Consider the following 4,991-nt stretch of genomic DNA (forward strand, 5'->3'; position numbering starts at 1 on the left):
CCCCAAGTGCAACAACAACAGCTGCCCTTTTCGCCGGATCAGGGGATGACAGGAAGGCAAGCAGACCGGGAAGAGCAGGTTCGCCAATCGTGCCGAGGGCAAGCGCGGCCCTGCTCCTCACATAGGAATCCGGATCATCAATAAGTGAAAGGAGGGGTGCAACAGCCCGTGGGTCTTCGGTCTCCCCAAGAGCAATCGCCACCTTCCACCGGACATCCTCATCAGGATCATCAAGGAGCGTGATCAGGGGACCAACAGCAGGCGTACCTATCCGGGCAAGCGCTTCTGCTGCCTTCCACCGGAGCCCCGAATATGCATCGCTTTTCAGGGTCTCAACAAGGAGCTCGATCGCACGGGGATCGCGGAGGAGGCCGAGGGCATCGATTGCCAGATAGCGTTGATCCAGCTCACCATGAGCAAGGACATTCAGAAGAGCCGGGAGATCAACCGCCTTTCTCATCTTCACGATATCACCCTCGCTCACCATCATCGCACGCACCCGGTACATGCTGTCCTCCAGCACTTCCCTGACATGGCCCTGCCTGATATATGTCGAAAAGAGATACCCTGAGAGAACCCCTGTAGTGATGAAGGAACCCGCACGGAGAACCGCATCCGTCGTCACCGTTCCCGTCAGCACAAACTCCGCGTAGAGATGCACGACTGCGAGATACCCGCCAGCGGCCACACCATAGTACCTGAAATAGAAGGCTGAGACGATGATAATGATATAATAAAGATGAGTATAGGCCGTTACAACACCATATCCGGCATGAAAGATCAGCTCTGCTGCTGAGGCAAGGAGGAGGGCAAGGATAACAATGGTGATCTGGAGATTCCGATCTCCGGGCTGATCCATACCTTTCTATCATGCATTGTGGGATATATGTCCATCGAAAGGGCCACAAAACAATGATCAGGGAGAGCATGGGTCAATCGGAAGGGAGGAGCCATCACCCGTTCGGGAGCAGGCGTTTCACCAACTGATCATTCGGAGATTTGGGAAAAAACCAATCATGTTTGGGATCACCTCATCTCTCCCAAACTACAGAGATTAGAATAGCGACCCGCAGTCCCCGGCAAATGGGGAAGTAGTGGGGATCTGGCGGGGTCGCAGGACAGAACAGACAGGAGGTGAAGAAAAGAAGAAGACCATACCATCCCGGACGAAGGCTTGCGGAGGCCCTGCTGTCCGGGCTATTCAATGGAATACCATCACTTCAGCCAATGGTTACCAAAACCTCATCCAGGTGCCCCGATATGATATGCTGAATGCACCAGCCACCGGGCACTCTTCTCCGTTCTCCCTTTTGAGTTTATATCCCGGTTCTTACGCTTAATCCGAATACTTTTCGGTCGACATACTTATCAACCAAATACCAGATATATCATCAGTTCAGGAGATTATTGTATATGCAGCACCGGCACCAGGGAGGCGAACATTCTATACCTCTCAGAAACAGAGGATGTAACGTGAAGAACCTCTCACGAAAGGCAGAAGACTATCTCGAGGCAATCTATCGGGTCACGAGCACCAAGGGATATGCCCGGACAAAAGATGTCGCCCATGAACTCGGGGTCAGGCCATCAACCGTTGTTGAGATGTTCCGGAAACTCCACTCCTTCGGCTTAATTGAGTACCGGAGATACGAAGGGGTTGTCCTCCTGCCGGAAGGCGAGTCGATCGGAAGATCGGTTCATCTCCGTCATGAGACCCTCAAGGAGTTTCTTCTGCTCCTGAAAGTTCCTGAATCTATTGCCGAGAAGGACGCCTGTTTCATGGAGCACGAGCTGCATCCGGAAACGATCCATCAGATCCGTTCCCTCCTCGACTGCTTTGGTTCAGATACCGAAGCAGCAGAAACCTTAAGACGCCACCTGACAGCAGCACGGCTCTCCCGTGCCTGAGGCAACCTTTTTTATTCTATCCACCGTATTACCAGTTGTTCTCAATGGATACCGGCATCCTGCTTGTTGGGATTGTCCTTCTTGTCACGATCATCCTCTTTGTGAGTGACCGTATCAGGATCGATCTTGTCGCAATCGGCGCTGCAATTGCTCTTGCGTGGCTTGGCCTCATCACACCAATGGAAGCGGTATCAGGCTTTGCCTCAAACGCGGTGATGGCGATGGCAGGGGTGATGATCCTCGGCTATGGGATCGAGAGGACCGGTATCACCTCCAGACTCGCCCGCTCGATCGTCCGGTATGCCGGAACAGAAGAGCGGCGTGTCAGCTCGACGATCGGTATCACAGTCGGCCTCCTCTCCTCGGTGATGCAGAATATCGGGGCAGCCGCCCTCTTCCTCCCGGCGATGAGAAGGATCAGCAAACAGACAAAGATCCCGGTATCCCGGCTGATGATGCCGATGGGATTTGCCGCCATCCTCGGTGGGAGCATCACGATGATCGGCTCCGGCCCCCTGATCGTCTTAAACGACCTTCTCAGCCAGTCAGGTGCAGAGCCCTTCGGCCTCTTCGCCGTCACCCCGATCGGCCTTGTCCTTTTAATCGCCGGGGTCGCACTCTTCGCCTTCTTTGGGAACGCAATCCTCCCGCAGAAGGAGGAAAAGAGACCTGGCCCGACCGTGGCAGAGATCTGGGAGATCGACCACCCGGTGCGTACCTGCACGCTCCCTCCAAAATCCCCCTTTGTCGGGCAGACCCGTGAAGAGGCATTCTTCAAGGTCCGGTACGGGCTCGATCTCCTCGCGGTCAGGACCTACAAGGATATCACAGTCGCTCCGTCACGCTCAACCCGTCTCGAGCCTTCCCAGGAGCTGGCATTCCTCGGATCTGCTGAGAACTTTGAGAGGTTTATCGAGGATTCAGGCTGTATCCCCACCGTCGACGACAGCAGGCTGAAAGAGATCCTGGATGGCGAGGGATTCGGGTTTGCAGAACTGACCGTCCGGCCAAAGGCTTCCATCATCGGGAAGACACCGCGTGAGATCGGGTTTCGGCAGCGGTTCTCGATCGAGCCGATCCTCCATGTCAGCGGAGAGACCGAGAACCGTGTCGACTTCTCGGATATCCCGCTTGCCGCCGGTGACACCATCGTTGCCTTCGGCTCATGGGACACACTCCGGCTTCTTGCCGGAAACCGCGATCTGATCCTGCTCACTCATCCCGAAGGCGAGGAGATGCGACATAGCAAAGGCACACTCGCGGTTCTTATCTTTGCTTTCGCATTATCCCTGACCATGACCGGTGTTCCCCTCTCGCTTGCACTCCTTACCGGTGCTGCGGGAATGGTGATCACTGGTGTCCTCTCGATCGATGAGGCATACCACGCCATTGAATGGAAGACGGTTGTCCTGATCGCCGGGCTGATTCCCCTTGGGATAGCGATGGAGAAGTCCGGAGCGGCCGCTCTCATCGCAGGATCTCTCACAGAAGCGCTCATCGGCACCCACCCGATAATTATCCTCGCAGCAGTTGCGGTGCTTGCAACCCTTCTCTCACTGATCATCTCAAATGTCGCCGCAACCGTCCTGCTGGTGCCGCTCGTGATGCTCACTGGTTCAGGGACCGGGATCGAGCCGACCGCCCTTGCACTCCTTGTGGCGGTCTGTGCCTCGAACTCCTTCATCCTCCCGACCCACCAGGTAAACGCCCTCCTGATGGGTCCCGGGGGATACAGCACAAAAGACTATCTTAAAGCAGGCAGTGTGATGACAGTGATCTTTATCGCAATCGCCACAACACTCATTTACCTCCTCATCGCATAGGCAGTTGAAGCGCCTATGATCATCCAGCATTTTTTTACTCCCGGCATCGCCCACAGCTCCTATATCGTTGCCGGGAACAAATCATGTGCCGTCATCGACCCATCACGGGATATCGGACGGTACATCGGGTATGCAATGCAGAACAACCTGAAGATCACCCATATCCTCGAGACGCACCTGCACGCGGATTTTGTCTCGGGCCATCTCGATCTCGCTGATCTGACCGGTGCTGCAATTTATGCACCTAAATCCGGAAACTGTGCCTTCCCGCACACCCCTGTTGCCGAAGGCGATACAATCGAGCTTGAAGATATCCGGTTTGCAGTGATCGATACCGCAGGCCATACCCCTGAACATATCGCCTACATCGCCACCGATCCCGCCCGTGGCGAGACACCGGTTGCCCTCTTCCCGGGCGACACCCTCTTTGTCGGGGATGTCGGGAGGCCGGATCTCTTCCCCGGAATGGCAGAGGAACTTGCATCTTCCCTCTATGACAACCTGCATACAAAGATCATGACCCTCCCCGACGAGGTTGAGGTCTATCCGGCACATGGCATGGGTTCTCTCTGCGGGAGGGCGATGGCGGCAAAGCGGACGAGCACAATCGGGTATGAGAAGAAGTACAACTACGCCCTCCTGATTAAGACAAAAGAGGAGTTCATCCGTGCCCTCACCTCGGATATGCCCGCAGCACCTGACCATTTCGCCCGCTGTTCCGAGATCAACAGGAAGGGGCCGGAGCTGATGCGAAATCTCAGGCAACCTGTCCCCATTGAACCGAAGGATTTCTCTGAGAAGATCAAGGGTGGTGCACTGCTCCTGGATGTCCGGAGCTATCCCGCATTCTCTGGCATGCATATCCCAAAGACCTGGCATATTGATCTCACCGGGAGTTTTGCCACGCAGGCGGGCTGGGTGCTCCCTCCGGATCAGGAGATTGTTCTGGTTGTCGAGGGAAAGCAGCAGGCAGAGGAAGCCGCCCTCCAGCTGAGGCGTGTCGGGTTTGACACCATCAGCGGATTCCTCGAAGGCGGGATGCTTGCCTGGGGAACAGGAGCATTCCCGATCTCACGGGTGCCGGTGATCCCGCCTGAAGAGGCAGATACACTGGTGAAGAGCGGCAAGGCGACCTTAATCGATGTCAGATCACAGGAGGAGTGGGATCACACCCATGCAGAGGGATCAATTCATATCCCCTGGCATGATCTCAGGACCCGCTATACAGAGCTGAAGGAGGAAAAGCACTACATCGTCATG

General features: G+C 55.5%; 4 protein-coding genes. 3 read left to right on the forward strand and 1 reads right to left on the reverse strand.

Features of this window, described 5'->3' with window-relative positions; all coding sequences use genetic code 11:
- On the reverse strand, nt 1-859 hold an 859-nt coding region (locus tag QCH34_RS06665; protein WP_300332074.1), incomplete at its 3' end, for a HEAT repeat domain-containing protein.
- A gap of 554 nt (nt 860-1,413) precedes the next feature.
- Here QCH34_RS06665 and QCH34_RS06670 point away from each other — a divergent pair.
- The 3 genes from QCH34_RS06670 to QCH34_RS06680 form a co-directional block, all read left to right on the forward strand.
- Nucleotides 1,414-1,908, forward strand: a complete 495-nt coding sequence (locus tag QCH34_RS06670) for an iron dependent repressor, metal binding and dimerization domain protein (protein ID WP_300332076.1) — start codon at nt 1,414-1,416, stop codon at nt 1,906-1,908.
- A 44-nt stretch (nt 1,909-1,952) separates the two neighbouring features.
- Nucleotides 1,953-3,731 carry an SLC13 family permease gene (locus QCH34_RS06675; RefSeq protein WP_300332080.1) on the forward strand — a complete coding sequence of 593 codons (1,779 nt, stop codon included), beginning with the start codon at nt 1,953-1,955 and terminating at the stop codon, nt 3,729-3,731.
- 15 nt (nt 3,732-3,746) lie between these two features.
- The coding region (locus tag QCH34_RS06680) for an MBL fold metallo-hydrolase (RefSeq protein WP_300332078.1) at nt 3,747-4,991 on the forward strand (1,245 nt) is incomplete at its 3' end.

The organism is Methanocalculus sp. (assembly GCF_029762515.1).
In the GTDB taxonomy this organism is placed as follows: domain Archaea; phylum Halobacteriota; class Methanomicrobia; order Methanomicrobiales; family Methanocorpusculaceae; genus Methanocalculus.

Bases quoted from the DNA above. Each gene is read 5' to 3' on its own strand.
- QCH34_RS06670 (WP_300332076.1), top strand. From the start codon at position 1,414: ATGCAGCACCGGCACCAGGGAGGCGAACATTCTATACCTCTCAGAAAC.
- QCH34_RS06675 (WP_300332080.1), top strand. From the start codon at position 1,953: ATGGATACCGGCATCCTGCTTGTTGGGATTGTCCTTCTTGTCACGATC.